Raw genomic sequence first — 26,412 nt, 5'->3', positions numbered from 1 at the left:
CCGACGCGGCGCGCCGTGCCCTGCGGGCGGCGCGGGAGCGTGCGGGCGGGGGCGTCGGGGCGGCCGGCGAGGAAGCGGCGACCGCGACCGGGGCAGTGGCCGGGAGGGACCCGCAGGACGGCCGGGTCCCGCAGGGCCGCGCGGTCCGTACGGAACCTGCGGGCTCCGGGGAGCCGGACGGGCGACGTCCCGCCGCCGAGAAGCCCGGGAACGGCCGGACCGGACCGGCCGACGCGGCCCGCGCGGCACTACGCCGAGCCGTGGCCGCGAGCCGCACCGCGGACCCGGGGGCGGGCGCGGGCACTGACTCGGACGCGCAGCGGGAAGCAAACCCTGGCGCCCACGCCCACGCACACGCCGACGACGACCTCGGCAGCGACACCGGCACCGGCAGCGACACCGGCACCGGCACCCACACCGATACCGGTACCCACACCGATACCGGCATCGGCAGCGATACCGGCACCGGCACGGACACCAGCTTCAGCCCCGACTCCAGGTTCAGCTCCGGCTCCAGGACCAGCCCCGACTCCAGCTTCAGCCCCGACTCCAGGAACAGCCCCGGCTCCAGGACCAGCCCCGACTCCGGAACCGGCAGGGACCGGGGCAAGGCCAGTGGTGCGTCCATGGGTATGGCCGGGGACGGCCCTGTCGTATCCGTCCGTTCCGGGAAGACCGGGGCCGCCCCCGCCGGGAGCCTCGCGGAGGAGGGCGCGACGGGCATGCCCACCCCGCCCTCCGCCGTCTCGACGGGCGCTCCTGCCACGGCCGGGGAGGGCGCGCCCGAACCGCGCCGCGCGCGCCCCGGGGATGCCGCCCGAGAGGCCCTGCGGGCCGCCCGTGCCGAGGCGCGGCAGGCCCACACGGACACCGGGGAACCGCGTGCCGACGCCCCGGCCCGGCCCGAGCGCGGCTCCGCCCGGCGCCCGGCCCCCGCACGCGCCGACACACCCGGCGCCAGGGCCCGGGCACTGAGGGCGCTGCTCGCCGACGCCTTCCGGATGCCGTCCGACGCGATGACACCGGCGGAGTCCGACACCTGGTCCTCGGCTGCCCCCGAGCTCGATTCCCCGACGGCCGGTCCCGTGCCGCCCGGCCCCGGGCGCGTCGCCCCCTCGGCTGCCGACCCGGCGGCTGTCGCTCCCCCGACCGCCGCCCCCTCGAACGCGGCCCCCTCTACCGCCGACCTTTCGGACCTCGCCCCCTCAACTGCCGACCCCTCGGACCTCGTCGCCGCGGACACCACCGCACCGCCCGCACCCCTGGCACCGCCTGCACCCCTCGCACACCCGGCTCGCCCCGCACCTCCTGAACCTCCCGCACCCCTCACGTCCTCCCCGGCCGTGCCCGGCGCCGCTCCCCGTGTCCCCCGGTCCATGGCCTCCCCCCGCCGGGACGGCGACCTGCGCCGCACCTTCCCCGCCTTCCCGCCCCTGTCCGGAGGGGGCGAGGGCGAGGCCGGGGACGGCCGGTTCGTCGAGAGCTGGTGGGGGAACGCCTGGGTCGCCGCGCTGGAGGAGGGCGCACTGGACGCCAAACGGCTGGCGCGCGGCAGGGCCTACGCGGCACAGGGGCACGTGGACGCGATCACGGTGACCCCCGGACTCGTCCTGGCCTACGTACAGGGCAGCCGCCCCCGCCCTTACCGTGTCCAGGTGCGCCTGCGCACCCTCGACGACACCGACTGGGAGCACTTCCTGGACGTGGCCGCCGACCGGCCGGGGCACATCGCCGCGCTGCTCGACGGCGAGATGCCCCAGTCCCTCGCCGACTGCGGGGTCCCGCTCCTGCCCGGCGCCGGCGACCTGGAACCGCAGTGCAGTTGCCCCGACCACGGCCACCCCTGCAAACACGCTGCGGCCCTCTGCTTCCAGACGGCCCGTCTGCTGGACGCCGACCCCTTCGTACTGCTCCTGCTGCGCGGCCGCAGCGAGCGCGAACTGGTCGACGCGCTGTCCCGGCTGAGCGCCGCCCGGGCGGCCCGCGCCGCCCAGGACAGAGAACCCGAGCCGCTCCCCGGAGTGCGGGCCACCGACGCCCTGGCGGAGCGCCGGCTCCCGCCCCTTCCGCCCCCGTCGCCCCTGCCGGCCCATCCCGGGCAGCCGCCCGTCTACCCCTCGGTGCCGGGCGGTCCCGACCCGTTCGCGCTCGACCAGCTGGCCACCGACGCCGCCGCTCGCGCCCACGCCCTGCTGAGCACCGGACAGGACGAGGCGGGGGAACTGACGCTGTGGCAGGACGCGGTCCGGCTGGCCGCGGCCCGCCCCGGTTCCGGACTCACCGCGGGCACCCGCACCCTCTACTCCTCGCTCTCCGCCGCCGTCGGCCGCACCCCGGCCGAACTGGCCCGCGCGGTCGCCGCCTGGCGGCAGGGCGGACTCGAAGGGCTCATGGTCCTCGAAGAGCCCTGGGACCCGCCCGCCGGACGCTTCGACCGCGCCCGCCCCCTGCTGCTCGCCGCCGACCTGCCCGCCTTCCGCCCCGCCCGCAACCGCCTCACCCACCCCCAGGGCCGGGTCCAACTCCGCTTCGGCCGCGACGGCTTGTGGTACGCCTACGAGTCGGACCCCGGCGCCGACGACTGGTGGCCCCGCGGCACCCCCGACCTCGACCCGGTCGGCGCCCTGACCGGCCTGGGCGGCAGCGACGACGCGTTCTGACCGACCGGCGACAGCCGTGCGCAGGCTGCGGAGCCCTCGCTCACGGAGCCGACGGCCGGGCACGGCCCTTCAGCCGGACAAGCTGCCCGACACGCTGATCGCCCCGGAACAGCGCGTGAGACGGCGAAGTCCCGCCGGAACGCTCCGGCGGGACTTCTGCGCCTGGCGGGCTACGCCGATGCGCGGTGTCCGGTGCGGCCCCCTCTTGTGCCGCGGCTCTGCGCTTTCCCGTGCGCGGAGCAATCCGGTTTTGGGGAGGTCGGCGGGGAGCCTGCCGACCTCGACGCTCAAGCCAGGCGGTGGGTGGTCAGCATTCCGCCCCTCGTCCCCGCTGCGAGGAGAGCGCTCCCGTCCGGAAGGGACACCGCGGAGACGAACGATCCAGCAAACGTCTGTTGGAGTGATGCGCCGGACAGTAGGTCCCACTGGTGCACCACGTCCTGGTCTGCCGTGAACAGCCGCAGCCTGTCCGACACGGTAGCCGTCGCGATCCTCACGAATTCCCCCGCGACCGGAATCGGCGAGCCGACCTCCTCACCCGTCTCGGCGTCCCAGCGGCAGACCACCTCGCCCTCCTCCACCACGCCGACGATCAGCGTTCGCCCGTCCTCGGTGTGCACAGTCGTCAGCATGTCGATGTGAGGCGCGTCGATCTCCTCGCCGAACGGCGCCTCGCAGAGGTCTCCCTGCCAACGCCGTACCCCTTCATGGTCTCCCGTCACGATCAACGAGGGCCCGCCGCGCAATGCCGCCAGGGTCACGGCGACCGCGTCGCCCAAGTGTTCCAGCGGAGGGGTCAAGGGTGTGGCGGTGACCGGATCCCACAGGTGCAGTCCCTTCGCTCCCGTGCCGACGAGCAGGACCCGTCCATCGCTCGCCGGTCCTTCGGCGACCTGGTAGATCCGATCGTTCCCGACCGCGTCGGCCAGAAGTTGCCCGCTCAGCCCGTCCCACAGGCAGAGTCCGTCCTCGTCTCCGGCCGCGATACGCACCTGCCCGTCGGTGAGCACGAGTGCTTTCAACTCGAACGTTTCGGTGGATGCGTTCTCGGGCGCCTGGAATTCCCCCAGCGGGCGGCCTGATTCGACATGCCACCGGGTCAGTCGCCCGGAAGAAGCGGCCACCAACTCCATATCGCCCGCAGGTGAACGGTAGACCAACGGGAATACCGGTCCATCGAAACCTGTGATTTCGATCCCGGCTCCGACCTTTTTCGAGCGCATCGTAGCCCTCCGCTGCCTGATCGCACCGCATCCGGAAAATGTGGCATACCTTAAGGGGTCTAGGGACGGGACTGACATCTCAGTAGGGAAGAAAAAAGTGGCTTAAATGGATTTAAGCTGCGAATGCTTGGTAGCTGCCTTGCGGGAATGCCCTAGGGTGTTTCTGTCAAAGTTTGGGGTGTATCGGGATAGTCCACATCGGTTTTGCGCAGTACCTTCAGGAGGCCCGGCGTGCGTTCGGCGAGTAGGCGGATGGCCGTGCCGGCGTAGGCGTGGGCGGTGGGCTCGTTGATCCCGGACCCGACCTCGACCCGGTCGGCGCCCTGACCGGCCTGGGCGGCAGCGGCGACGCGTTCTGACCGACCGGCGACACCGTCACGGGCGGTACCGGGCACGTCGTGGCAGCCCTGTTCGATCGACCTCGATCGACCTCGATCGACCTTGATTTACCTCGACCGGTCTCGATCGTCGGCCTGGTGCGGAACTCCGCTCTCCAACGCGACCGTTTCCTGCAAGTTTCGGCCTTTGCGGCACGACACGGCGCGCCTCCCTGTGGGCCCTGGTATAGGTGCTTCTGTGATACATGAGAGGGTCAGAAGGGTGAGCGAGACACCACCGAACAGCCTGCAATACCGCTTCGACGGCCCGGAAGACGCCCCCGTCCTGATCCTGGGTCCCTCACTGGGGACCACCTGGCACATGTGGGACCGTCAGGTCCCGGAACTGACCAGGCAGTGGCGGGTCTTCCGGTTCGACCTGCCCGGACACGGCGGTGCGCCCGCGCACCCGGCGGGCGCGGTGTCCGATCTGACCGACCGGCTGCTGGCCACGCTCGACGCGCTCGGCGTGCAGCGCTTCGGATACGCGGGATGCTCCCTCGGCGGCGCGATCGGTGTCGAGCTGGCCCTGCGGTACCCCGAGCGGCTCGCCTCGCTCGTGCTGATCGCCGCCTCGCCCCGGTTCGGCACGGCCGACGAGTTCCGCCGGCGCGGGGTGGTCGTGCGCACGAACGGGCTCGACCCCATCGCCCGCTCCTCCCCGGACCGTTGGTTCACCGGCGGGTTCGCGGCCGCCCAGCCCGCGATCACCGAGTGGGCGGTGCAGATGGTGCGCACCACCGACCCCGGCTGCTACATCGCGGCCTGCGAGGCGCTCGCCGTGTTCGACGTGCGGGACGAACTGGCCCGCGTCGGTGTGCCGACCCTCGTCCTGGTCGGCTCGGAGGACCAGGTCACCGGCCCCGCCGAGGCCCGCACCCTGGTGGCCGGTATCCCGGACGCCCGTCTCGCGGTCGTCCCCGGCGCCTCCCACCTGGTCCCGGTGGAGCAGCCGGCCGCCGTCACCGACCTGCTCGTCAACCACTTCTCGACCGCCTGGGATCCCGGCTTCGACTCGGCCACCGGTCAGGTCGCCCTTCCGCCGGCCCCGGCCGGCCCGGTCCCCGCCCTGCTCCAGCCCGTGGCGCCCATCGCCGCGATCGCCCCGGCCGTCGTACCGGCGCAGTCCTGGGGCGAGACGGACCGGTACGAGACCGGGCTGAAGGTGCGCCGGGAGGTGCTCGGCGACGCCCATGTCGACCGGGTGCTGTCGCAGGCCGACGACTTCTCCGGCGACTTCGAGGACTTCGTCACCCGCTACGCGTGGGGCGAGATCTGGGACCGGCCCGGACTCGACCGGCGCTCGCGCAGCTGTGTCACCCTCACCGCGCTGGTCGCGGGGGGCCACCTGGAGGAGCTCGCGTTCCACACCCGGGCCGCGCTGCGCAACGGCCTCACCCCGGACGAGATCAGGGAAGTGCTGCTCCAGGCGGCCGTCTACTGCGGGGTGCCGGCGGCGAACAGCGCGTTCAGGGTGGCCCAGCAGGTCATCCGCGAGGAGACCACGCTCGCCGAGTGACCCGCGGACCGGGGACGCGTCCCGGGCGCCGTGGTCAGCCCCCGCCGCCGGGCCGGCGGGGGCAGGATGGGACTCATGAAGCTCACGAAGAAGGCGCATTCCTGTGTCCGGCTGGAGAAGGACGGCCGGACGCTCGTCCTGGACCCCGGGATGTTCAGCGAGGAGGACGCCGCGCTCGGCGCGGACGCGATCCTCGTCACCCACGAGCACCCCGACCACTTCGACGAGGGGCGGCTGCGGGCCGCCCTGGAGGCGGACCCGGCCGTCGAGGTCTGGACCCTCGCGTCCGTCGCGGACCAGCTCTCGGCCGCCTTCCCCGGGCGGGTGCACACCGTCGGTCACGGCGACTCCTTCACCGCGGCCGGGTTCGACGTCCAGGTGCACGGCGAGCTGCACGCGGTGATCCACCCGGACATTCCGCGCATCACGAACGTCGGCTACCTGGTCGACGGCGGCCGGCTCTTCCACCCGGGCGACGCGCTCACCGTCCCCGACCACCCGGTGGAGACCCTGATGCTGCCGGTGATGGCCCCGTGGAACAAGATCTCCGAGGTCATCGACTACGTCCGCGAGGTCAAGCCGCAGCGCGCCTACGACATCCACGACGCCCTGCTCACCGACCTCGCCCGCCCGATCTACGACCGGCAGATCGGCGCCCTCGGCGGCACGGAGCACCTGCGGCTGGCCTCGGGGACGTCGGCGCAGCTGTAGCGGGGGAGCGGGATCGGGGCCGTTGTCGTACCCGCCCGGTAGGTTGTGGTGCATGCGCATCGCCACCTGGAACGTGAACTCGATCACCGCCCGTCTGCCGAGGTTGCTGGCCTGGCTGGAGAGCAGCGGCACGGACGTGCTGTGCCTCCAGGAGGCCAAGCTCGCCGAGGCGCAGTTCCCGTTCGACCAGCTGCGCGAGCTGGGCTACGAGGCCGCGGTGAACGCCACCGGCCGGTGGAACGGTGTGGCGGTGATCTCCCGCGTCGGCCTCGACGACGTGGTCAAGGGCCTGCCCGGCGACCCCGGTTACGAGGGCGTGGAGGAGCCCCGGGCGGTCTCCGCGACCTGCGGCCCGGTCCGCGTCTGGTCGGTGTACGTGCCCAACGGACGCGAGGTCGGCCACCCGCACTACGCCTACAAGCTCCAGTGGTTCGAGGCCCTGAAGGCGGCCGTCGCGGGCGACGCGGGCGGTGCGCGCCCGTTCGCCGTCCTCGGCGACTACAACGTGGCTCCGACGGACGACGACGTGTACGACGTGGCCGTCTTCGAGGGCCTCACCCATGTCACGCCCGCCGAGCGCGCCGCCCTGGCCGAACTGCGCGGGACGGGCCTGTCCGACGTGGTGCCGCGACCGCTGAAGTACGCGCACCCGTACACGTACTGGGACTACCGCCAGCTCGGCTTCCCCAAGAACCGCGGGATGCGCATCGACCTGGTGTACGGCAACGAGCCGTTCTCGAAGGCGGTCAAGGACGCGTACGTGGACCGGGAGGAGCGCAAGGGCAAGGGCGCCTCGGACCACGCGCCGGTGGTCGTGGACCTGGACGTGTAGCCGGTCCCCGCCGGGTCCCACTCCTCGTTCGGAGGTCCTCAGAGCAGGGTCAGGTCCACCGACTCCGCCAGGGCGGCCAGCCCGGCGTCACCGGGGTGCAGGTGGTCCCCGCTGTCGTAGCCGGGCAGCATCCGGGTGGGGTGCGCGGGGTCGCGCAGGACGGCGTCGAAGTCGAGGACTCCGTCGAACACCCCGGAGTCCCGGATCCAGGTGTTGACCTCGGCCCGCTCGGCGTCGACGGCCGGTGTGCACCGGGAGCTTCCCCCGCACGGCAGGACGGTCGCCGCCAGCACCCGCACACCTCGGTCGTGCGCCCGGTCCGCGATCTCCCGCAGCCCGGCGACGAGCCGGGATGCCGTGGTGCCCGCCCCCAGGTCGTTCACGCCCTCGAAGACGAGCGCGGTGCGTACCGAGGTCTGGGCGAACACGTCCCGGTCGAGGCGGTGCAGCGCGCTCACCCCGGAGCCGCCGGCAAGGACGCCGTCGCCCGGGTAGCGGTCGGTGACCACCCGGTTGCCCGCGATGCCCGCGTTCAGGACGCCGTAGCGGGGCGCCGTGTACTGCCGCAGCAGACGGGCGGCGAGCACGTCGGGCCAGCGCCGGTCGGTGTCCGGGGTGGAGCGGTCCCCGTCGGTGATCGAGTCGCCCAGGGTGACCAGGGACCCCGGCCCGCCGCGCACGTCCACCCCGGTCAGCAGCGGCCAGGACGTCAGCGCCGGGGTGTATGCCGCCGCCCGGCGGTCGGCCGTGCGGTCGCCCGGTGCGCTCAGGTAAGACTGCTGGACCGCGAGCCGGTGCCCGGGCGCCGTCCGCACCGTGCCCGGGAGGTGGAAGCTCACCAGCAGATCGGCGTCGGCGGGCACCCGGAACCCCAGCGGATCGCTGACCGCCTGCGCCCCCGCCGGGATGACGACGCCCCGCGCACCCCGGAAGGCGAGCCGCACCGGCCTGCCCCGGGCGGCCGCGCCCGCCGCCCGCACCGCCACCGTCGCCGCACCGATGCGGACCGGGGCGGAGGCGAAGGTGTTGTCGAAGCGCAGCCGCACCCGCCGCCCGCCCACCGAGGTGTGCACCACGAGCCGCAGCGTGCGGTCGGTCCAGGGCCCCACGGCCGTCACGCCGGAGGTGGCCGTGGCCCAGGTGCCGCTCCAGCCCCTCGCCGCCGCCCGCACCGACAGGGCGAACACATGCAGCCCGGCCGTGCGCGGCAGCTGTACGGAGGCGACCGTGCGGCCCGGCAGCAGCGGCACCGTCACGACGTACAGCCGGGCCTTGCCGGTGCGCCGGCCGCCGGGTCCGTTGACGTGCGGGAGCGCCACCGCCTTGGTGGCGAGCGGGCCGCGGCGCCAGTCCGGGGTGGTGAGCAGGTACGGGGAGCGGCGGCCGTCCGCGTAGGTGACCGTGCCGGAACCGGCGACCGTGCCGCCGCGCGTGCCGGCCACCAGGAAGGCGACGGCGTCGCCGCGCCCCCGCAGACGCACCTGCTGTCCGTCGGCCCGTACGTTGTCCGGCTCGCCGGGCCGCCGGCGCGGCCAGACCAGCGCCGCCCCCTGCACGGTGAGGGTGCGGCCGGGCAGCCAGCCCGCTGCCCGCAGGTCCCGGGCCGAAAGCGAGGCGCCCGAGCCGTCGAAGTCGGCCTCGGCGGGCCGTGCGTCGTGACTGACGGCAACGTTGTCGAAGAACCGCTCCAGCGGTAGCGGGGCGGACGACGGCGGGGCGGTGGCCCGGGCGGCGGACGCCGGGACCAGGGACGTCGTGAACAGGGCGAGCGCCAGCGGGACACCCCGGACACCTCGGTGCACGTACGGACTCCTCCCGATGACCGGTCGCACGCATACGCACGGTGAAGGTAGGGACACCGTCGACCATGGTCAACGCGCCATGCACGCAGGCGTGGTGAAAAGCACCGGGACGAGCAGTCGCGCGCGCCTGTGGTGCGCACGCGGGTGCGAATGACACGCTGGACGTATGAACATCCCTTTCCTGGGCAACCGGCGCAAGAAGAGCGACGGTGCGACGTTCTCCGCCGACCCCGAGGGGGTCGCCGAACTTCTGTCCGAGTGTGAGCTGCTGCGCTCGCAGGCGTCCCAGGAGGGCGTCCAACTCGACGATTCCGCCGCCTCGTTGGAGGCGCTCGACCAACTGGTGCCACGCTGGCGCGACGACGACGAGGTGCTGCCCTGGCTGGGCAACGACGCGGGGCTCTATCTGGGCACGGTGATCGTGCGTACCGTGCCGGGCGCCGTCTGGGAGGTGTGGCCCGGCGGGCAGCCGGTCATACGGCTCGCCTCCGGCCGGGAGTTCGACGTGGTGACCGCCGGACACGAATGGGCCGCGAGCGGGGTGCCCGAACTGTCCCAGCTGTACGCGGAGGTGGCCGAGGCGTAGGTCCTGTCCGGCCTTTCCCGCCCGCCCTCCGGGCGGACGACGGGAAGGGCCGGGCCGGGCACGGCCGTGAGCGGTCGAGCACCGTAAATACGGCTTATGCCGGAAAGGTGCGTGTCGTGCCGGGGCTTGATCGTCGGCTGGATAGTTTGCGGCGACCACGAAACGGCTGAGGGTGAGTACCGGTGGGCATGGCTGTCGATCCGTTGATCGAGCTGCACGGCGTCAACAAGCACTTCGGGGAGCTGCACGTTCTGCGGGACATCCACCTCACCGTCGGCAAGGGGGAAGTGGTCGTCGTCATCGGCCCGTCCGGGTCCGGCAAGTCGACCCTGTGCCGGGCGATCAACCGGCTGGAGCCGGTCGAGTCCGGGACGATCAGGCTGGACGGCAGGCCGCTGCCCGAGGAGGGCAGGGCCCTCGCCCGGCTGCGCGCCGACGTCGGCATGGTCTTCCAGTCCTTCAATCTCTTCGCCCACAAGACCGTCCTCCAGAACGTCTCCCTGGCGCAGATCAAGGTCCGCAAGCGCGGCCGGGAGGCGGCCGACCGACGCTCGCTCGAACTCCTCGACCGCGTCGGCCTCGCCGCCCAGGCGCCCAAGTACCCCGCCCAGCTCTCCGGCGGCCAGCAGCAGCGGGTGGCCATCGCCCGCGCCCTGGCCATGACGCCCAAGGCCCTGCTGTTCGACGAGCCGACCTCGGCCCTCGACCCCGAAATGATCAACGAGGTGCTGGAGGTCATGCGGCAGCTCGCCCGCGACGGCATGACCATGGTCGTCGTCACCCACGAGATGGGCTTCGCCCGCTCGGCCGCCAACCGTGTGGTGTTCATGGCCGACGGCCGCATCGTCGAGGACCGCCCCCCGGAGGAGTTCTTCACCGCCCCGCGCACCGACCGCGCCAAGGACTTCCTGTCCAAGATCCTCAAGCACTGAGCGGGGAGCGCGTCGCATGTTCCGCACCACATTCCGCAGCACACGTGTGTCCACCGTCCTGGCCGTGCTGACGGCCCTCCTCCTCGCCGCCTGCGGCAAGGAGGGCAGCCCGCCGGGCAAGGGGCCCGCGCCCGAACGGCTTCCGCACTACGCGGTGGCGGAGGACTTCCGGCTGCCCGGCTCACCGACCTGGACCAGGGCGAAGAAGCGCGGGTACCTCGTCGTCGGCGTCAAGGAGGACCAGCCCTACCTCGGCGAGAAGGACCCGGCGGCCGGCACCTACTCCGGCTTCGACATCGAGATCGCCAAGATGACGGCGGCCTCGCTCGGCTTCGACCCCGCCAGGATCCACTTCAAGACGATCGCCTCCGCGAACCGGGAGACCGCTCTGCAGAACGGCCAGATCGATTACTACGTCGGCACCTACACCATCAACGACAACCGCAAGAAGCTCGTCGGCTTCGCCGGGCCCTACTACCTGGCCGGACAGTCGCTGCTGGTGCGCGCCGACGAGAAGGACATCCACGGCCCGCAGGACCTCGACGGCAAGCGCGTCTGCTCGGCGGCCGGTTCGACCCCGTACCAGCGCATCAAGGAGCACTATCCGAAGGCGGTACTCGTCGCCTACGACACCTACTCCGTCTGCGTCGACAACCTGCTCACCTACCAGGTCGACGCCGTCACCACCGACGACGCGATCCTCATCGGCTACGCGGCGAAGGCACCCGACGAACTCAAGGTGGTCGGCAGGCCCTTCTCCGAGGAGCCCTACGGCATCGGCGTCCCGCACGGCGACAACGCCCTGCGCCTCGCCCTCGACGACGCGTTGGAGGCCCGTGAGAGGAACGGCGACTGGAAGAAGGCGTACGAGGCCACGCTCGGCCTGTCCGGAGTGCCCGCGCCGACCCCGCCCCCGATCGACCGCTACCAGGCCGGTACATGAACGTTCTGATCGACAACTTCTCCCTCTACGCCGAGGGTTTCCTCGGCACCCTCGAACTCACCGTCTACTCCTCGGTGCTGGCCCTGCTCCTCGGCTTCGTCATGGCCTCCTTCCGGGTCGCGCCGGTGCGCTCGCTGCGGGTCTTCGGCACGGCGTGGGTGACCGTGCTGCGCAACACCCCGCTGACCCTGCTGTTCTTCGCGGTACTGCTGGGACTGCCCCGGTTCGGCATCGTCCTGCCCTTCGAGGTGTTCGCCGTCCTCGCCCTGGGCTGTTACACCTCGGCGTTCATCTGCGAGGCGCTGAGATCCGGCATCAACACCGTGCCCACGGGACAGGGCGAGGCGGCCCGCAGCCTCGGGATGAGCTTCGCGCAGACCCTGAACCTGGTCGTCCTGCCGCAGGCGTTCCGCTCGGTGATCCCACCGGTCGGCTCCACCCTCATCGCGCTCGCCAAGAACTCCGCGATCGCGGGCGCGTTCAGCGTCACCGAGCTGCTCGGCACCTACAAGACGCTCAGCGAGCTCGGCTACAACATCGTCTGGACGTTCGTCTGGATCGCCGTCGGCTACCTGATCATCACGTTCGCCATCAGCGCGCTGTTCAACGCGCTGGAGAAGAAGTGGGGAGTCGCCCGTTGACACCCGCCACCGCCACCGCCCTCTACGACGTACCGGGACCCCGGACCCGGCGGCGGCACCGGATCTACTCGGTCGTGGCCGCAGCCGTCATCCTCGGCCTGCTGGCCTGGATCCTGTATCTCCTCTTCGACACCGAGCAGTTCACGTACACGAAGTGGATGCCCTTCGCCTACCAGGGGATCCAGGAGCTGCTGCTGCGCGGTCTCGGCAACACGCTGAAGGCCTTCGCCCTGGCGGCCGGGCTCTCGCTGGTGCTCGGCGGGGTGCTGGCGACCGGCCGGCTGTCGGAGCACCGGCCGCTGCGCGTGCTCGCCACGGTCGTCGTGGAGTTCTTCCGGGCCATGCCGGTACTGGTGATGATCTTCTTCATCTTCGTGGCCCTGCGGGCGCAGCCGCTGACCGCCCTCGTCGCCGGACTGACGCTCTACAACGGCTCGGTGCTCGCCGAGGTGTTCCGTTCGGGCGTCAACGCCGTGGAACGCGGCCAGCGGGAAGCCGCGTTCGCGCTCGGGATGCGCAAGACACAGGTCATGGTCCATGTCCTGGTGCCCCAGGCGGTACGGGCCATGCTGCCCGCCATCATCAGCCAGTTGGTGGTGGCGCTGAAGGACACCTCCCTCGGCTACCTCATCACCTACGAGGAGTTTCTCCATGCCGGAAAACTCATCGCCTCGAACCTCGACTACGATTTGCCGTTCATCCCGGTGGTGATGGTGATCTCGCCGATCTACATCGGAATGTGCATGCTGCTCTCCTGGTTCGCCGGCCGGGTGTCCCGGTGGGAGCGGCGCAGTCCCAAGACACGGGCCGTGGAGCTGACCGCGGCCGGCCCCGGGACACCGCTGCCGGGCGGGGAACCCCCCACGGCACCCCGACCGTAGGGGGCGGCAGCGCGCAGAGCCATACCCGCCCGGCCGCGGCCGGAGATCACTGCTCGCGCAGCGGTACCGACACGTACGACGGGTCGTCCGCCGGCGAGGAGAAGGTCAGTTGCGCGCCGGACGGGTTGTGCTCGATGTAGAGCGGGTCGACCGTGTCGACGACCAGGGCGAGCCGGTGTCCTGCCGGGACGTCGTAGGCCGTGGAGAACAGGTCCAGGTCGAGGCCGAACGGCTCGCCCGGGGTGCGCCCGTGGAAGGTGTACGGCGCGTTGCTGACCAGCCTGCCCAGGCCGAGCGGCCCCACGTCGTACAGGTACGCGACGAGGGTGCCGCTCTCCCTGGTCGGGGTGAGCGTGGTGTGCAGCCGGGCGGTGCCGCGCACCCGCTGGGCGGTGGCGTACCTCTCCGACTGCCAGACGGCCGCCCAACGGCGGGGCAGCAGGGGGACCCACGCCATCGGGGGGACCCGGGCGACCTGGTCGAGCAGGCTCGACAGCAGGACGATCCCGCCGTCCGCACCGGAATCGACGTTCGTGTGGATCGTGGTGGTGCCGGCCAGGGCGAACTTGCGGGTGGCGGCGCCCACCGACTTCCAGTCCGGATAGCCCTCGTAGCCGCCGGTGGAACGGGACTTGAGCTCGACCGGCTGTTCGCGGTCGATGCCGTTGTCGGCGCCCTTGAGGTAGTGGTCGAACCAGCGTCCGGTGTCGGTCCACACGTCGTTGGGCAGGCCGAACAGTCCGGTGAGTTCGGCGGTGGCGTGGTCGCCCGGGCGGAACTCCAGCCGCTTGGGCCCGGTCAGCTTCTCGTAGAAGTCGGCGTACTGGTTGGCCGGGAAGATGGTGTCGCCCCAGGCGTTGGCGAGCATGACGGCCGGTCCGTTGGCGTTGAGCCGGTCCAGGTAGGTGGCGGGCGAGCGCTGCCTGCCCCAGGCGAGGAGGTCCTGCTCGTGGGCCAGGTCCGAGGAGTAGAAGTCGTCGAAGACCTGCCGGGCCTCGGCGCTCTCGCGGCCGGTGGTCGCGCCGGCGATGTCCAGCAGGGCGGTGGCCTGGACGTGCTGGGTGCGGCCGGAGTAGATCGAGTCGATCAGGTCGGCCCAGCCGCTCAGCGCGGCGACGGCCTTGATCCGCGGGTCGTGCGCGGCGGCGAGCAGGCTGATGCCGGCGCCGTAGGAGACGCCCGCCATGCCGATGTGCCCGGCGTCGGCGGGGGTGTGGGCGAGGGCCCAGTCGATCACCCGGGACGCGTCGGCGGTGTCGGAGGGACCGGCCACCTCTATCTCGCCGCCGGACTGCCAGAAGCCGCGTACGTTGTAGGTGAGGACGACGTAGCCGGAGTCGGCGAGCCGCTGCGCCTGGGCCAGGTACTCGATCTGGGGAAGGCCCCAGCTCGTGGGCAGCACGATCAGCGGGTAGCGGCGGGTGCCGTCGGAGCCCGCGGGGGTGACGACGTTCGCCTTCAGGACGATGCCGCCGTCGCCGGTGATGTCGACGTAGCGGACGCGGCCGTCGGCCGCCTGAGCGGCGGGTGCGAGCCCGAGGACGCCGCCGGCGATCAGGGTCGCCGACAGGGCACCCACGGTGATCGTACGCAGGGCCGTGCGCGGGCGATTGCCCGGCGACTGCCGCCCCCCTGCTCGTAAGCGCTCCGCGCCCGTTCGGCCCATGGGTCACTCCTCACGCGCGACACAGCAAAGTGACCCGACGGTAACCGGGTTTCCTTACTGGAGGTAACCCGTCGGTAAGTTACGCATGAGTAAAGTTTTGTGGCGCGGGGTGGACTCGCGGACTCGCGAGGTGGACTCAGGAGGTGCGAGGCGTGGTCCGGGGGGACCTCGTCCGCGGCTTGGGCTCCGGCTTGGGCTCGAGGGCGGGGTCCGGGACGGGCAGTGGCGTCTGGGCGGCACGGGTCACGTCGGCGACGAGCTCGACGACGTCGGGGCCGTACGCCTGGGAGTTGACCACCCGCAGCAGCAGGGCGAAGGAGGCGCCGCCGTGCTTGCGGGCCAGCCGCTCGTGGTTGCGTGCCAGATAGCGAGCCGCGGCCTGGTTGGTGATGGCGCGCTGGCCGCAGAAGAGGAACACCGGGCGGGCCTCCCGGCGTTGGCCCGCGGTGAGCCGCGCGAGCAGTACGTACTCGCTCTTGCCCGAATCCAGCAGGTACTTCTCCTCACCTATCCGGAAGGCACCGCGCTCGGGGCCGGGCTCGGCGTCGACGTCGACCCGCACCCCCGGCAGCAGCGAGCTCAGATGGGCGGCCATCCGGCGGTTGGAGGCGGGACCGCCCACGCAGAACTCGGTGCGTTCCCCGAACCCCTGCTGGGCCGCGTCGTGCGCGACGATCTGGGCGTTGGCGTTGCAGTCCTTGATGAGCGCGGCCAGTTCGAGCAGCGCGAACACGTCGTGGCGCAGCACGGTCAGCTCGGGGCCGCCCGCCTCGCGGTTGACCACGAGCAACGACTCGGAGTTGTCGGGCAGTCCGAAGAAGGCCTGCTTGCGCCGCAGCCTTCGCTTCCAGAGCTGGGTACGGGTCAGCCACCCGAGGGCGACGCCGAGGCCGGCCGCCGCCACGCCGGGGACGATGAGGAGCAGGTCGTCTGTCATGTGCGCGCATGCTAGCGGGCCCACCGACGGCCCGATCGGTTGGTACGCACCGGTGTTCGATGCGTACCGTTCGCGCTGGAGCAGCCGAAATGAGACTGTTGAGGCCGGGACAATTGTGGCTACGCTGCGCGAACGGTCCACTCGCTGGAGGTGCGGATGCGTCGCCTTGTCACGCGGAAACTGGCGGTCCTTGCGGTCTCGGCCGCCGTGGTGTCGGTGGGCGCGGCGGCACCGCCCGCCACCGGGAGCACCACGACGGCCGAGAACGCGCCCGCCGGGGGTGCCACGACGGCCAAGGTCCCGGTCGCCGTCGGCTACGGCGGCGCCGTGGCCAGCGTCGACGCGGACGCCTCCGCCGCCGGCATCGCGGTGCTGAAGAAGGGCGGCAACGCGGTCGACGCGGCCGTCGCCACCGCGGCCGCACTCGGCGTCACCGAGCCCTACTCCTCCGGCATCGGCGGAGGCGGTTACTTCGTCTACTACGACGCCAAGTCGCGCACCGTGCACACCATCGACGGCCGCGAGACCGCCCCGCTGAGCGCCGACTCCGGCCTGTTCACGGAGAACGGCACACCGCTCGCCTTCGCCGACGCCGTCACCAGCGGACTGAGCGTCGGCACCCCCGGTACGCCCGCCACCTGGGCGACGGCACTGGACAAGTGGGGCACCAGAAAGCTCGGCACGGTCCTCGAACCCGCCGAGCGCATCGCCCGCGACGGCTTCACCGTCGACGACACCTTCCGCACCCAGACCGCGGGCAACGAGACCCGGTTCCGCTACTTCCCCGACACCGCACGGCTGTTCCTGCCCGGCGGCAAACTGCCCGTGGTCGGCTCCACGTTCAAGAACCCCGACCTCGCCCGCACCTACGAGGAACTGGGCCGCAAGGGCGTCGACGCGCTCTACCGCGGCGACCTCGGCAAGGACGTCCTGAACACCGTCAACAAGCCGCCCGTGGACCCCGGTTCCGGCTGGAACGCCCGGCCCGGCCGCCTGTCGGCCAAGGACCTCGCCGCCTACCGCGCCAAACTCCAGGCGCCCACCCGGACTTCGTACCGCGGGCTCGGCGTCTACTCCATCGCGCCCTCCTCCTCCGGCGGCACCACGGTCGGCGAGGCCCTGAACATCCTGGAGCGCACCGACCTTTCCCGGGCGAGCGAGGTCCAGTACCTGCACCACTTCATCGAGGCGAGCCGGATCGCGTTCGCCGACCGCGGGCGCTGGGTCGGCGACCCCGCCTTCGAGGACGTACCGACCGAGGAACTGCTCTCGCAGCGCTACGCCGACTCACGCGCGTGCCTCATCAAGGACAACACCGTCCTCACCAGCCCCCTGGCGCCCGGCGACCCGAGGCACCCGGCGGCCTGCGCCGGCCCCGGCACCGCCGCCCCGACGACCTACGAGGGCGAGAACACCACGCATCTCACGGTCGCCGACAAGTGGGGCAACGTCGTCGCCTACACCCTCACCATCGAGCAGACCGGCGGCAGCGGCATCACCGTCCCCGGCCGGGGCTTCCTGCTCAACAACGAACTGACGGACTTCTCCTTCGCCCCGGCCAACCCGGCCGTGCACGACCCGAACCTGCCGGGTCCGGGCAAGCGGCCGCGCTCCTCGATCTCCCCGACGATCGTGCTCGACCGGCACAACAGGCCTGTCGTGGCCCTCGGTTCACCCGGTGGCGCGTCCATCATCACCACCGTGCTCCAGACCCTCACCGAGTTCCTCGACCGCGGCCTGCCCCTCGTCGACGCGATCGCCGCCCCGCGCGCCAGTCAGCGCAACGCCGCCCAGACCGAACTCGAACCCGCCCTCTACGACAGCGCGTTGAGGACCCGGCTGGAGGCCATCGGGCACGGCTTCAAGCTCAACCCGGAGATCGGCGCCGCGACCGGCGTCCAACGCCTGCCGAACGGCCAGTGGCGGGCCGCCGCCGAGACCGTACGGCGCGGTGGCGGCTCCGCGATGGTCGTGGACCCGGCCCACTAGGCCTCCGGCGTCCTGGCCTTCGGCGTCCTGGCCTTCGGCGTCCTGGGCCTTGTCCGACCCGCCTTCGCGTCCCGGGTGTTCAGGACGCGGGGGTGGGCGGCATGGTCTCGGTGCGGAACGTGAGCCCGCCGTCCGCCTCGTCCACCGTCACCTCGCTGCCCGGTGCGATCCGCCCGTCCAGGAGCAGCCGGGACAGCTGGTTGTCGACCTCCCGCTGGATGGTGCGGCGCAGCGGCCGGGCACCGTACTCGGGCTGGTAGCCGCGGCTCGCCAGCCAGTCGACGGCCGCGTCGGTGAACTCGACCTCCATGTCCTGCGCGTGCAGCAGCCTGCGGGTCTTCTCCAGCAGCAGGTCGGTGATCTTCCGCAGCTGGTCGGTGGTGAGCTGCTGGAAGACGACGATCTCGTCGATGCGGTTGATGAACTCCGGCCGGAAGTGCTCACGCAGCGGCCGCAGGATCTGCTCGCGCCGCGCCTCCTCGTCGGCCCCGGCCCCGCCCGACCCGAACCCGATGCCCGCGCCGCGCCGGACGATGGCCTCCGAGCCGAGGTTGCTCGTCATCACGATCACCGTGTTGGTGAAGTCGACCGTGCGGCCCTGGGAATCGGTGAGCCGGCCGTCGTCCAGCACCTGGAGCAGGATGTTGAAGACATCCGGGTGCGCCTTCTCGATCTCGTCCAGCAGGAGCAGCGAGTACGGGTGCCGGCGCACCACCTCGGTGAGCTGGCCGGCCTCGTCGTGACCGACGTAACCGGGCGGGGCGCCGACCAGCCGGCTGACCGTGTGCCGCTCCTGGTACTCGCTCATGTCGAGCCGGACCATCCGCTCCTCGCTGCCGAACAGCGCCTCGGCGAGCGCGCGGGCCAGCTCCGTCTTGCCGACACCGGTCGGGCCGAGGAACAGGAAGCTGCCGATCGGCCGGTCGGGACTGGACAGCCCGGCGCGCGAGCGCATGACCGCCTCGGAGACCGCGGCGACCGCTTCCTCCTGGCCGATCACCCGCTGGTGCAGATGCTTCTCCAGCCCGAGGAGGCGTTCCTTCTCCGCCTGCGTGAGCCGGCTGACCGGGATGCCGGTCCGCCGGGACACCACCTCGGCGATGGCCTCGGCCGTCACCTCCAGGTCCTGCCCCTCGTCGGCCGTGTCCTCGCCGCTGCTCTCGGCGATCTGCCGCCGCAGCGCGCCGATCCGGTCCCGGATCTGGGTGGCCTGCTCGTACTGCTCGTCGGCGACCGCCTGGTCCTTGTCCCGGACGAGCTGCTCGACCTCGCGCTCCATCGCCCGTACGTCGGTGCCCTTGGTGCGGGCGCCGAGCCGTACCCGGGCGCCGGCCTGGTCGATCAGGTCGATGGCCTTGTCGGGCAGCCTGCGGTCGGTGAGATAGCGGTCGGACAGCTCCACGGCCGCCACCAGCGCCTCGTCGGTGTAGCGCACCTGGTGGTGGGCCTCGTAACGGTCACGCAGCCCGCGCAGGATCTCGATCGCGTCCAGCACCGTCGGCTCCGGCACCATGATCGGCTGGAAGCGGCGGGCCAGCGCCGCGTCCTTCTCGATCCGCCGGTACTCCTCCAGCGTGGTGGCGCCCACGATGTGCAGCTCGCCGCGGGCCAGGGCCGGCTTGAGGATGTTGCCCGCGTCCATCGTGCCGCCCTCGCCACCGCCGCCCGCGCCGACGACCGTGTGCAGCTCGTCGATGAAGACGACCAGTTCGTCGGAGTGCGCGCGGATCTCGTTGACGATGTTGTTCATCCGCTCCTCGAAGTCGCCGCGGAAACGGGTGCCGGCGACCACGCCCGTCAGGTCCAGGGCGACCACACGACGGCCGGTGAGCCCGTCCGGCACGTCCCCCTCGGCGATCCGCTGCGCGAGCCCCTCCACGACCGCCGTCTTGCCGACGCCCGCGTCACCGATGAGCACCGGATTGTTCTTGCCGCGCCGGGAGAGCACCTCGATGGTCTGCTCGATCTCGTCGTCCCGTCCGATCACCGGGTCGATCCGGCCCTGCCGGGCCAGATCGGTGAGGTCACGCCCGTACTTGTCCAGGGTCGGGGTCGCCGTGGGCCGGGGGCGCTCGGGAAGCTGCTGGGTCGCGTCGTGCGCCTCGGGCGGCATGCCGGTGGGGGCGAAGTGGGCCGAGTTCAGGATGTGCCCGGCGGCCGAGTCGGGGTTCGCCGCCAGCGCCCCGAGCACGTGTTCGGGGCCGATGTAACCGGCGCCGCTGGAGCGGGCCAGCTCGTGCGCGTCCAGCAGGGCCCGCTTGACGGCCGGGGTGAGGGACAGCGAGGTCGGCGGCAGGGCCTGGCCCGGCTCCTGCTGCACCGGCCCGGAGCGCTGGTCGATCTCCGTCGCCAGGGAGTCGGGGTCGGCGCCGGAGCGGCTGAGCAGGCTCCGGGTGGGTTCGGCGGACAGCGCGGCCCGCAGCAGATGCTGGGTGTCCAGGTCCCGGCTGCCGTGCTCGGCGGCGTACTGGGCGGCGCCGCGCACCAGCTCCCGGGCCGGCTGACTCAGCAGCCGGCCGATGTCGATCTGCCGGGGACCGGAGCGCGGTCCGGCGAAGAAGCGTGCGAGGAAATCTCCGAAGGGGTCCGGGCCGTTTCCTTCCGGTCCCGTGAAGCCGCTGGTCATGGCGTTCCGTTCCGGCGTCCCGAGGAGGTCTCCCGGCCCGCGCGGAAATCCGGTGGACCGGGGAAAGCACGCGGGACGCGCTCGCTGATCGACGTGCATGTCCGAACGCGGGTGCCCGGACTCGGCCGGCCTGCGCCCGCGGCGCGTCCCTCACGTACGCTGCCGCCGGGCGGCCCACCACGGCGGCGGGCCAGGTGTACTCGATCCCGTCCGGCACCAGGTCGGAGGCCGGCCGCAGCGGGCGCTCGGCCGTGCGCACACAGCCCTGGTACTCGTAGAACACGATCGCACGATCGTTGCCTCGCAGCACCTCCAGCACGGCGTACCGCTCGGGGCCGCGCGCCGCGGGCGCCCGTCCGGGGTCGTGGCGCGGCGGGACGCGGCCCGCGGCGGTGCCGGTCCGGTGCGCGGTACGACGATCCGGACGGCGTCGGCGGGGGAGTGGGGGCCGGTGCGCCGGCGGTTCCGGCGGGCGGCGGTCAGCGGGCGGTCAGGACGCGCGGGCCGGCCTCGGTGATCGCCACGGTGTGCTCGACGTGGGCCGCACGGGAGCCGTCGTTCGTGCGCAGGGTCCAGCCGTCGTCGGCCGCGTGATAGCCGTCCCGGCCGCTCGCCACCAGCATGGGCTCGATCGCCAGGACCATGCCGCGGCGCAGCGGCAGGCCGCGACCGGGACGGCCCTCGTTCGGCACGCCCGGGTCCTCGTGCATACGGCGTCCGATGCCATGGCCGCCGAAGCCGTCCGGGATGCCGTAACCGGCGGCGCGGCACACCGAGCCGATCGCGTACGCGATGTCCCCGATGCGGTTGCCGACCACGGCCGCCTCGATGCCCGCGGCCAGCGCCTGCTCCGCGGTCGCGATCAGCCTGGTGTCCTGCGGGCGCGGGGCGCCCACGGTGAAGCTGACCGCGGAGTCGCCCACCCAGCCGCCCAGTTCGGCGCCGAAGTCGACGGAGAGCAGGTCGCCGTCGCGCAGCCGGTAGCCGTCCGGGATGCCGTGCACGATCGCGTCGTTCACCGAGGCGCAGATCACGCCGGGGAACGGGGTCGGCGCGAAGGAGGGCCGGTAGCCGAGGAAGGGCGAGGTCGCGCCCGCCTCGCGCAGCACCTCACGCGCCAGCGCGTCGAGTTCGAGCAGGGAGACGCCCACCCCCGCCGCCTCCTGCACGGCGGTGAGTGCCCTGGCGACGACCTGGCCGGCCAGGTGCATCGCGTCGATCGATGTATCGGTTTTCAGCTCCACCATGCCAATTACTATACCGGTATTAGAATGACGGCATGGTACGTACCCCGCTGACCCCCGAAGAGCGAGAGCGCGGCGAGCGGCTCGGCAGGCTGCTGCGCGAGGCCCGCGGTGACCGCAGCATGACGTCCGTGGCGGCGAGCGCGGGCATCTCCGCCGAGACTCTTCGCAAGATCGAGACCGGCCGCGCGCCGACCCCGGCGTTCTTCACCGTGGCCGCCCTGGCCCGCGCGCTCGGGCTGTCGATGGACGAACTGGTCGGGCGCTGCGCCCCGGCCGACGCCCTGGAGGCCCTCGACGGGCTCGGCGGGCTCGGCGCCCTCGACGTCTCGGAGGCCTTGGGGGCTTCGGGGATCCCGGGGGTCTCGGGGGCCGGGGTCACCGCCGGGGCGCGGGACCGTTGAGATCGCTGCGGCCACTCCGAAAACTCCTTGTAGCCGTCCCGTAACACAGGTGGTGTTTCCTGCCAGGCGGAGTGTTCCGGTCTGGCAGGAGTTGGGCGATGACGGTGGATCAACTCTCGGTCCGGGTGCGGGAGTTCTCGACGTACCTGGACGGCCTGCTGGCCCGCCTGGACCAGGGCGGCGGCTGGTGCGCGGTCTTCTGGGAGCGCGACCCCGACGGTATGCGGGCCTGCCTCGAAGGGCGTGAAGTGCCGCCCTGGGACGTCGTGGAGGCGCTGCTGCACGACCTGGCCGCCGCGTACGGACCCGAGACCGCAGGGCCGGAGTACGAACGGGCCCGTGCCCTGCACGCCGCCGCGCTCGCCGCGCACGACGCCCGGCCCGGCGGCCGGGCCGCCCTCGGGGACCGGCTCGACGAGATGCTCCGCGAGCAGCGGTACACCGCCGAACGGCAGTCCGAACTCGGCCGGTTGCTGGCCTCCGCCACCACCCCGGAGGAGGCCGACACGGTCCGCCTCGACCTCGCCTGGGCCCGCGACGACCACGAGCGCGTCTCCGCCCGGTGCGCCGAACTCCGCGCCCGCATGGCGCAGTCGGACCGGCAGGGACCGGACGGCCGGGCCGGCCGCCCGGAGCCCCGTGAGCCCGGCGGCCGCGGCTCCCTGAGCCCGGGACGCAGCGCCGGCGGCACCTACGACGGCTTCGCCGCCGGCCGCCCCCGGTACGGCGCGTCCGGGTCCGCGGCGGGCGCGTACGACTCGTCCGGGTCAGGGTCCGGGTCCGAGTCGGCGACGGCTGCGTACGACTCGTTCGTGTCCGGGTCGGGGGCTGCGTACGACTCTTCCTTGTCCGGGTCGGTGACGGCTGCGTACGAATCGTCCGGTCCCGGGCCCGTGGCGGCTGCGTACGACTCGTCCGGGTCCGGGTCCGCGGCGGCTGGGGATGGCCGCTCCGCCCCCGGGGCCGCGTCTGCGGACGGCACCCCCGCGTTCCGGTCCTCGGACCACCCCCACGTCCCCGCGCCAGGGTCCGCGGCGGCCGCGGGCCACACCCACGTCTCCGCGTCCGGGGCCGCGGCGGCCGCGGATCGCACCCGCACCCGCGCCCACGCCCCCGTGACCGGCACCCCTGTGACCGGCACCCCTGTGACCGGCACCCCCGTGACCGGCGCCCGGGAGTCCGCTCCCGCCGCTCCGGTGCCCGCCCCCGACCCCGCCCCCGCCAAGCAGCGCAAGCGGCGCCGTGGCAGTGCCCGGTTCGCCGGGATGGCCGAGGAGGAGTCCGCCTCCGCGGTCGTACCGCCGGACGCGGCACCGCCCCGGCCGGAGGCCTCCGGCCGTACCCCGCGCGGTGCGCGTTTCGCGCGGGTCGCCGAGGCGGTGCGGCGGACGGAGCCGAAGCCGGCCGCCGGGTCGCCGGACGCGGCGGCCGGGCGGGAGGCCGCCGAGACGGTGGGGCGGCTGGTACGGCTGCGGGCCGAGGGGCGCAGCGGCGAGGCGCACGCCCTGCTGGTGGAGATCGCGCACTGGCCCGCCAACCGCTTCCCGCTGCTCGCGGACGAGCTCCAGCGGGCCGCGCTCGGCGCCGACTGGGCGACGCTGCTGTGGGAGACCGCCTCGCTGCCGGCCGGCCGGGTGGTCGCCGCCGCCGACGCCCTGGCCGGGGCGGGCCGCACCGGCGACGGCGAGCAGATCCTGCGCCAGGGCGTCGCCCGCCCGGCCGTCGAGATAGGCGAGGCCGTGCTCGCGCTGGCCGGGGCGGGCGCCCGCCGTGAGGTGCGCGCGCTGCTGGACGCGTACGTACGCGTCCGTACCCCCGAGGAGGCGGCCCGGTGCGTCGGGCCGGACCCGCAGACGCTCGTACCGCTGCTGCTGGAGGCGGCCCGGGGCGTCTCGGACGAACGCCACTGGGACGTGGTGCACGCGCTGCGGGTGGCCGGGTTCACCGTCTGAGGCCGGCGGGACGAACGGTCCAGGGGCGACAGGATCGACCGCCCGGGCGGAGCGGGATCCGCCACCCGGCCGAGGCGGGATCCGCCGTCCGGGCCACCCGGACGGCCCAGCGGCTCACCCACCGGAGTGTGAAACGCGATCGACTCAGCGGGTTAACGACGATGGTCTTGGCAAGCCCGTCCTGGAGGCTTACGTTCGTCCCTCTACGGCCTGCGTCTACGGGCGTAGAGGCTCTGACGTCCCGTCGAAGGAGCAGCTCATGGCCAACGTCGTACGAGCCGCGCTGGTTCAGGCCACCTGGACCGGCGACACCGAGTCCATGGTGGCCAAACACGAGGAACACGCGCGCGAGGCGGCCCGGCAGGGTGCCCAGGTCATCGGGTTCCAGGAAGTCTTCAACGCCCCCTACTTCTGTCAGGTGCAGGAACCGGAGCACTACCGCTGGGCCGAACCGGTCCCGGACGGGCCGACCGTGCGTCGTATGCAGGAACTCGCCCGCGAGACCGGCATGGTGATCGTCGTACCGGTCTTCGAGATCGAGCAGTCCGGCTTCTACTACAACACCGCGGCCGTGATCGACGCCGACGGCACCTTCCTCGGCAAGTACCGCAAGCACCACATCCCGCAGGTCAAGGGCTTCTGGGAGAAGTACTACTTCAAACCCGGCAACGCGGGCTGGCCGGTCTTCGACACGGCGGTCGGCAGGATCGGCGTCTACATCTGCTACGACCGCCACTTCCCCGAGGGCTGGCGCCAACTCGGCCTGAACGGCGCCCAGCTGGTCTACAACCCGTCCGCCACCTCACGCGGCCTGTCCGCCTACCTCTGGCAGCTGGAGCAGCCCGCGGCCGCGGTCGCCAACGAGTACTTCGTCGCCGCGATCAACCGCGTCGGCCAGGAGGAGTACGGCGACAACGACTTCTACGGCACGAGCTACTTCGTCAGCCCGCGCGGCCAGTTCGTCGGCGACGTCGCCAGCGACACCAAGGAGGAACTGGTCGTCCGCGACCTCGACTTCGACCTGATCGAGGAGGTCCGGCAGCAGTGGGCCTTCTACCGGGACCGCAGGCCCGACGCCTACGAGGGACTGGTCCAGCCGTGAACGACCTCTACGCACGCCACCGCAACGTCCTGCCGGACTGGCTCGCGCTCTACTACGAGGAGCCGCTGGAGATCACCCATGGCGAGGGACGGCACGTCTGGGACGCCGACGGCAACCGCTACCTGGACTTCTTCGGCGGCATCCTGACCACGATGACCGCGCACGCGCTGCCCGAGGTCACCAAGGCGGTGAGTGAACAGGCCGGCCGGATCATCCACTCCTCCACGCTCTACCTCAACCGGCCGATGGTGGAACTGGCCGAACGGATCGCCAAGTTGAGCGCGATCCCGAACGCCCGGGTGTTCTTCACCACCTCCGGCACCGAGGCCAACGACACCGCCCTGCTGCTCGCCACCACCTACCGGCGCAGCAACACCGTCCTGGCGATGCGCAACAGCTACCACGGCCGGTCCTTCAGCACGGTCGGCGTCACCGGCAACCGCGGCTGGTCCCCGACCTCCCTGTCCCCGCTCCAGACGCTGTACGTCCACGGCGGGGTGCGCACCCGGGGACCGTTCGCGCATCTCGACGACGACGCCTTCGTCGCCGCCTGCGTGGACGACCTCACGGACCTGCTGGGCCACATCCGTCCGCCCGCCGCCCTGATCGCCGAGCCCATCCAGGGCGTCGGCGGCTTCACCTCGCCGCCCGACGGCCTGTACGCGGCCTTCCGCGAGGTGCTCAAGCAGCGGGGCGTGCTGTGGATCGCCGACGAGGTGCAGACCGGCTGGGGCCGCACGGGCGAGAACTTCTGGGGCTGGCAGGCGCACGCCCACAGCGGCCCGCCGGACATCGTCACCTTCGCCAAGGGCATCGGCAACGGCACCTCCATCGGCGGCGTCATCGCCGGCGCCGACATCATGAACTGCCTGGACGCCAACAGCATCTCGACGTTCGGCGGCACCCAGCTCACCATGGCGGCCGGCCTCGCCAACCTCGGCTACCTCCTCGAACACGACCTCCAGGGCAACGCCCGACGGGTCGGCGGCCTGCTCATCGAACGGCTGCGGGCCGTCGGCGCGCAGCTGCCGTGGGTGCGGGAGGTGCGCGGCCGGGGCCTGATGATCGGCATCGAACTGGTCAGGCCCGGTACGGACGAGGCCGATCCGCAGGCCGCCTCCGCCGTGCTCGAAGCGGCCCGGGAGGGCGGACTGCTCGTCGGCAAGGGCGGTGGCCACAACACCAGCGCCCTGCGGATCGCGCCGCCGATGTCCCTGACCGTCGCGGAGGCCGAGGAGGGCGCCGCGATCCTGGAGAGCGCTCTGCGCGGCATCGCGTGACGGGCACCCGGTGACGCACGTCCGGTCACCGCGAGCCGGTCACGGGCACGGGGTGACCGGCTTTCCGGTGACCGGCATTCGGTAACGCCACAGCAAGGGAACACC

Annotated in this window: 19 protein-coding genes and 1 pseudogene; 14 read left to right on the top strand and 6 right to left on the bottom strand. The window is 72.5% G+C overall.

Going from position 1 to position 26,412, the window contains the following annotated elements; translation table 11 throughout:
* Nucleotides 1–626 precede the first annotated feature (626 nt).
* Nucleotides 627–2,660, top strand: a complete 2,034-nt coding sequence (locus ACZ7OY_RS09125) for an SWIM zinc finger family protein (RefSeq protein WP_471911198.1) — start codon at nt 627–629, stop codon at nt 2,658–2,660.
* Between the two features lie 287 nt (nt 2,661–2,947).
* Here ACZ7OY_RS09125 and ACZ7OY_RS09120 read toward each other — a convergent pair whose 3' ends face one another.
* Nucleotides 2,948–3,883, bottom strand: coding sequence for a WD40 repeat domain-containing protein (locus ACZ7OY_RS09120; protein ID WP_471910786.1), 936 nt, complete (start codon nt 3,881–3,883; stop codon nt 2,948–2,950).
* A 600-nt stretch (nt 3,884–4,483) separates the two neighbouring features.
* On the opposite strand from ACZ7OY_RS09120, the gene pcaDC reads away from it, so the two are divergent.
* The 3 genes from pcaDC (at nt 4,484) to ACZ7OY_RS09105 (ending at nt 7,322) form a co-directional block, all read left to right on the top strand.
* The gene (pcaDC, locus tag ACZ7OY_RS09115) at nt 4,484–5,779 is read left to right on the top strand and encodes a bifunctional 3-oxoadipate enol-lactonase/4-carboxymuconolactone decarboxylase PcaDC (RefSeq protein WP_471910785.1); all 1,296 of its coding nucleotides are present in this window, start codon (nt 4,484–4,486) and stop codon (nt 5,777–5,779) included.
* A 75-nt stretch (nt 5,780–5,854) separates the two neighbouring features.
* Nucleotides 5,855–6,490, top strand: coding sequence for an MBL fold metallo-hydrolase (locus ACZ7OY_RS09110; protein ID WP_471910784.1), 636 nt, complete (start codon nt 5,855–5,857; stop codon nt 6,488–6,490).
* Nucleotides 6,491–6,542: 52 nt separating this feature from the next.
* Nucleotides 6,543–7,322 (top strand): exodeoxyribonuclease III, encoded by a 780-nt coding sequence (locus ACZ7OY_RS09105; protein ID WP_471910783.1) that lies wholly within the window; start codon nt 6,543–6,545, stop codon nt 7,320–7,322.
* Nucleotides 7,323–7,360: 38 nt separating this feature from the next.
* On the opposite strand, the gene ACZ7OY_RS09100 is transcribed toward ACZ7OY_RS09105, so the two are convergent.
* Nucleotides 7,361–9,124, bottom strand: coding sequence for an SGNH/GDSL hydrolase family protein (locus tag ACZ7OY_RS09100; RefSeq protein WP_471910782.1), 1,764 nt, complete (start codon nt 9,122–9,124; stop codon nt 7,361–7,363).
* Between the two features lie 166 nt (nt 9,125–9,290).
* On the opposite strand from ACZ7OY_RS09100, the gene ACZ7OY_RS09095 reads away from it, so the two are divergent.
* From ACZ7OY_RS09095 to ACZ7OY_RS09075, 5 genes are all read left to right on the top strand, one after another.
* Nucleotides 9,291–9,710: a DUF6278 family protein gene (locus tag ACZ7OY_RS09095; protein ID WP_351601586.1), complete on the top strand. Its 420-nt coding sequence runs from the start codon at nt 9,291–9,293 to the stop codon at nt 9,708–9,710.
* 188 nt (nt 9,711–9,898) lie between these two features.
* Nucleotides 9,899–10,642 (top strand): amino acid ABC transporter ATP-binding protein, encoded by a 744-nt coding sequence (locus ACZ7OY_RS09090; protein WP_351601583.1) that lies wholly within the window; start codon nt 9,899–9,901, stop codon nt 10,640–10,642.
* Nucleotides 10,643–10,658: 16 nt separating this feature from the next.
* Nucleotides 10,659–11,585: a glutamate ABC transporter substrate-binding protein gene (locus ACZ7OY_RS09085; RefSeq protein ID WP_471910781.1), complete on the top strand. Its 927-nt coding sequence runs from the start codon at nt 10,659–10,661 to the stop codon at nt 11,583–11,585.
* Nucleotides 11,582–12,226, top strand: a complete 645-nt coding sequence (locus tag ACZ7OY_RS09080; protein WP_471910780.1) for an amino acid ABC transporter permease — start codon at nt 11,582–11,584, stop codon at nt 12,224–12,226. Before ACZ7OY_RS09085 ends, ACZ7OY_RS09080 begins: the two co-directional genes overlap by 4 nt.
* Nucleotides 12,223–13,107, top strand: coding sequence for an amino acid ABC transporter permease (locus ACZ7OY_RS09075; RefSeq protein WP_471910779.1), 885 nt, complete (start codon nt 12,223–12,225; stop codon nt 13,105–13,107). The genes ACZ7OY_RS09080 and ACZ7OY_RS09075 overlap by 4 nt, the downstream gene beginning before the upstream one ends.
* A 46-nt stretch (nt 13,108–13,153) precedes the next feature.
* On the opposite strand, the gene ACZ7OY_RS09070 is transcribed toward ACZ7OY_RS09075, so the two are convergent.
* Together ACZ7OY_RS09070 and ACZ7OY_RS09065 are read right to left on the bottom strand one after the other, a co-directional pair.
* Nucleotides 13,154–14,773 (bottom strand): CocE/NonD family hydrolase, encoded by a 1,620-nt coding sequence (locus ACZ7OY_RS09070; RefSeq protein WP_471910778.1) that lies wholly within the window; start codon nt 14,771–14,773, stop codon nt 13,154–13,156.
* A 136-nt stretch (nt 14,774–14,909) separates the two neighbouring features.
* The gene (locus tag ACZ7OY_RS09065; RefSeq protein ID WP_471910777.1) at nt 14,910–15,710 is read right to left on the bottom strand and encodes a hypothetical protein; all 801 of its coding nucleotides are present in this window, start codon (nt 15,708–15,710) and stop codon (nt 14,910–14,912) included.
* Between the two features lie 156 nt (nt 15,711–15,866).
* Here ACZ7OY_RS09065 and ggt point away from each other — a divergent pair, with 156 nt between their 5' ends.
* Nucleotides 15,867–17,699 (top strand): gamma-glutamyltransferase, encoded by a 1,833-nt coding sequence (gene ggt, locus ACZ7OY_RS09060; protein ID WP_471910776.1) that lies wholly within the window; start codon nt 15,867–15,869, stop codon nt 17,697–17,699.
* Nucleotides 17,700–17,778: 79 nt separating this feature from the next.
* Here the strand turns inward: ggt and ACZ7OY_RS09055 are convergent, their stop codons facing one another.
* Both ACZ7OY_RS09055 and map read right to left on the bottom strand, forming a co-directional pair.
* A complete protein-coding gene (locus ACZ7OY_RS09055) occupies nt 17,779–20,325 on the bottom strand; it encodes an ATP-dependent Clp protease ATP-binding subunit (protein WP_471910775.1) in 2,547 nt (848 codons plus the stop codon).
* Between the two features lie 479 nt (nt 20,326–20,804).
* Nucleotides 20,805–21,572 (bottom strand): type I methionyl aminopeptidase, encoded by a 768-nt coding sequence (map, locus tag ACZ7OY_RS09050; protein WP_471910774.1) that lies wholly within the window; start codon nt 21,570–21,572, stop codon nt 20,805–20,807.
* 32 nt (nt 21,573–21,604) lie between these two features.
* On the opposite strand from map, the pseudogene ACZ7OY_RS09045 reads away from it, so the two are divergent.
* The 4 genes and pseudogenes from ACZ7OY_RS09045 to ACZ7OY_RS09030 form a co-directional block, all read left to right on the top strand.
* Nucleotides 21,605–21,847 (top strand): annotated as a pseudogene (locus tag ACZ7OY_RS09045) (helix-turn-helix domain-containing protein); the annotation flags it as partial.
* Between the two features lie 224 nt (nt 21,848–22,071).
* A complete protein-coding gene (locus ACZ7OY_RS09040) occupies nt 22,072–23,925 on the top strand; it encodes a hypothetical protein (RefSeq protein ID WP_471910773.1) in 1,854 nt (617 codons plus the stop codon).
* Between the two features lie 259 nt (nt 23,926–24,184).
* The gene (locus ACZ7OY_RS09035; RefSeq protein WP_152893441.1) at nt 24,185–25,027 is read left to right on the top strand and encodes a nitrilase-related carbon-nitrogen hydrolase; all 843 of its coding nucleotides are present in this window, start codon (nt 24,185–24,187) and stop codon (nt 25,025–25,027) included.
* Nucleotides 25,024–26,307 (top strand): aspartate aminotransferase family protein, encoded by a 1,284-nt coding sequence (locus ACZ7OY_RS09030; RefSeq protein WP_471910772.1) that lies wholly within the window; start codon nt 25,024–25,026, stop codon nt 26,305–26,307. Before ACZ7OY_RS09035 ends, ACZ7OY_RS09030 begins: the two co-directional genes overlap by 4 nt.
* Nucleotides 26,308–26,412 lie beyond the last annotated feature (105 nt).

Source organism: Streptomyces sp. NPDC107559 (assembly GCF_055657365.1).
The sequence above is the reverse complement of the archived record's forward strand: the minus strand, read 5'-3'. Positions and strand labels throughout refer to the sequence as shown.

What these genes read in the sequence shown, in the direction of transcription:
- ACZ7OY_RS09125 (WP_471911198.1), top strand. Translation starts at nt 627, where the DNA reads ATGGGTATGGCCGGGGACGGCCCTGTCGTATCCGTCCGTTCCGGGAAG.
- ACZ7OY_RS09120 (WP_471910786.1), bottom strand. Translation starts at nt 3,883, where the DNA reads ATGCGCTCGAAAAAGGTCGGAGCCGGGATCGAAATCACAGGTTTCGAT.
- ACZ7OY_RS09110 (WP_471910784.1), top strand. Translation starts at nt 5,855, where the DNA reads ATGAAGCTCACGAAGAAGGCGCATTCCTGTGTCCGGCTGGAGAAGGAC.
- ACZ7OY_RS09105 (WP_471910783.1), top strand. Translation starts at nt 6,543, where the DNA reads ATGCGCATCGCCACCTGGAACGTGAACTCGATCACCGCCCGTCTGCCG.
- ACZ7OY_RS09095 (WP_351601586.1), top strand. Translation starts at nt 9,291, where the DNA reads ATGAACATCCCTTTCCTGGGCAACCGGCGCAAGAAGAGCGACGGTGCG.
- ACZ7OY_RS09090 (WP_351601583.1), top strand. Translation starts at nt 9,899, where the DNA reads ATGGCTGTCGATCCGTTGATCGAGCTGCACGGCGTCAACAAGCACTTC.
- ACZ7OY_RS09085 (WP_471910781.1), top strand. Translation starts at nt 10,659, where the DNA reads ATGTTCCGCACCACATTCCGCAGCACACGTGTGTCCACCGTCCTGGCC.
- ACZ7OY_RS09080 (WP_471910780.1), top strand. Translation starts at nt 11,582, where the DNA reads ATGAACGTTCTGATCGACAACTTCTCCCTCTACGCCGAGGGTTTCCTC.
- ACZ7OY_RS09070 (WP_471910778.1), bottom strand. Translation starts at nt 14,773, where the DNA reads ATGGGCCGAACGGGCGCGGAGCGCTTACGAGCAGGGGGGCGGCAGTCG.
- ACZ7OY_RS09065 (WP_471910777.1), bottom strand. Translation starts at nt 15,710, where the DNA reads ATGACAGACGACCTGCTCCTCATCGTCCCCGGCGTGGCGGCGGCCGGC.
- ggt (WP_471910776.1), top strand. Translation starts at nt 15,867, where the DNA reads ATGCGTCGCCTTGTCACGCGGAAACTGGCGGTCCTTGCGGTCTCGGCC.
- ACZ7OY_RS09055 (WP_471910775.1), bottom strand. Translation starts at nt 20,325, where the DNA reads ATGACCAGCGGCTTCACGGGACCGGAAGGAAACGGCCCGGACCCCTTC.
- map (WP_471910774.1), bottom strand. Translation starts at nt 21,572, where the DNA reads ATGGTGGAGCTGAAAACCGATACATCGATCGACGCGATGCACCTGGCC.
- ACZ7OY_RS09040 (WP_471910773.1), top strand. Translation starts at nt 22,072, where the DNA reads ATGACGGTGGATCAACTCTCGGTCCGGGTGCGGGAGTTCTCGACGTAC.
- ACZ7OY_RS09035 (WP_152893441.1), top strand. Translation starts at nt 24,185, where the DNA reads ATGGCCAACGTCGTACGAGCCGCGCTGGTTCAGGCCACCTGGACCGGC.